General features: G+C 62.3%; 2 protein-coding genes. One reads left to right on the plus strand and one right to left on the minus strand.

Annotated elements, in window-relative coordinates:
* On the plus strand, positions 1-630 hold a 630-nt coding region (locus ABR397_RS22695), incomplete at its 5' end, for a tyrosine-type recombinase/integrase (RefSeq protein ID WP_350307685.1).
* 292 nt (positions 631-922) lie between these two features.
* Here ABR397_RS22695 and ABR397_RS22700 read toward each other — a convergent pair.
* Complete coding sequence (locus ABR397_RS22700; protein WP_350307686.1) at positions 923-1063, minus strand: hypothetical protein; 141 nt, start codon at positions 1061-1063, stop codon at positions 923-925.
* Positions 1064-1177 lie beyond the last annotated feature (114 nt).

The following is a 1177-nucleotide window of genomic DNA, read 5'->3' on the forward strand; positions in this document are numbered from 1 at the left end:
GAAGACGAAACCCACACGGTCTTAGCCGCAACGGATATCAACACCCCAACCGGGCTGAGAAATCGCGCTATCCTTGAAGTACTGTGGAGTACCGGTATCCGGCGGATGGAAGTAGCCAACCTGCTGTTAAGCGAGGTGGACTTCGGGCGCGGGGTGGTGATGGTCAGACAGGGTAAAGGCGGTAAAGACCGGGTGGTGCCCATCGGCGAACAGGCGCTGCACTGGTTAAGCCGCTGGCTCAGCGTCCGGCCCGAGTTAACGCGGCGGGAGGACAGCGGTCACCTGTTTATCACCAGGAAAGGCCGGGGACTGGCCAGAGGCACGTTAACCCAGATAGCCGCCGACAGCATCCGTAAACAGGCGCAACTGGCTAAACCGGGGGCCTGCCATCTGTTCCGCCACTCCATGGCGACGCAGATGTTAGAGAATGGCGCGGACACCCGGCATATCCAGGCGATACTGGGGCATGAGAAGCTGGAAACCACCCAAATCTATACCCGGGTGGCAATCGGTCACTTAAAGGAAGTGCATGAGCAGACCCACCCGGCAGAACGGCAGTCAAAGCAGGCAACGCTGCCAGACGACAAGCAGGCGAATAGCGACCAGCCGGACAGCCCGAAGCCGGTCTGAACGCGCTGCGTTGCCGGACAATCTTAATGTTAGCCGGTTCCCGGTGAGCATGTGGGGTGCAGTGAAAGGCAGACTGCGCGCCTCCCTGCGCACAGACTGCCTGCCCACCTTCTGAGTGCCGGCGGTAAATGGTGGCCGCCCGGCCCTCAACTCAAGTGTTCTCTGTCAACACGGTTGCCGGTCAACCCCCATTCAACATAATGTGGCATTAAGCGCAATGGGCCTGAACGGCCCGCCGCGCTTAACAAACATTATGTCGGCGCCGCCCACCGAAGGGCGCTGCGCGGTTACCTCAGCCCCGGTGCGCGGCTGGCCGCCGGGTTGAGCTTCTTAGCCCCCGTGGCGCGCAAGGCGGACGCCTTCCGCTGTCAGCCTCAATGCAAAATCCCACCGCCGCAGTCGCCGCCGTCCCTGGCGGCTCCGGTGATAACATCGGCCCTAAAACCCGCCCGCCAGCCTGTTAAGGTCAACAGCCACAGACCGGTAAGCCAGTCGGCCTGCGGCCTCCGCCGTTAATTACCCCCGCCCCGCCCCTGCTGCACTGGCT

The sequence above is a fragment of the Photorhabdus viridis genome (genome assembly GCF_040256935.1).
Classification (GTDB): domain Bacteria; phylum Pseudomonadota; class Gammaproteobacteria; order Enterobacterales; family Enterobacteriaceae; genus Photorhabdus; species Photorhabdus viridis.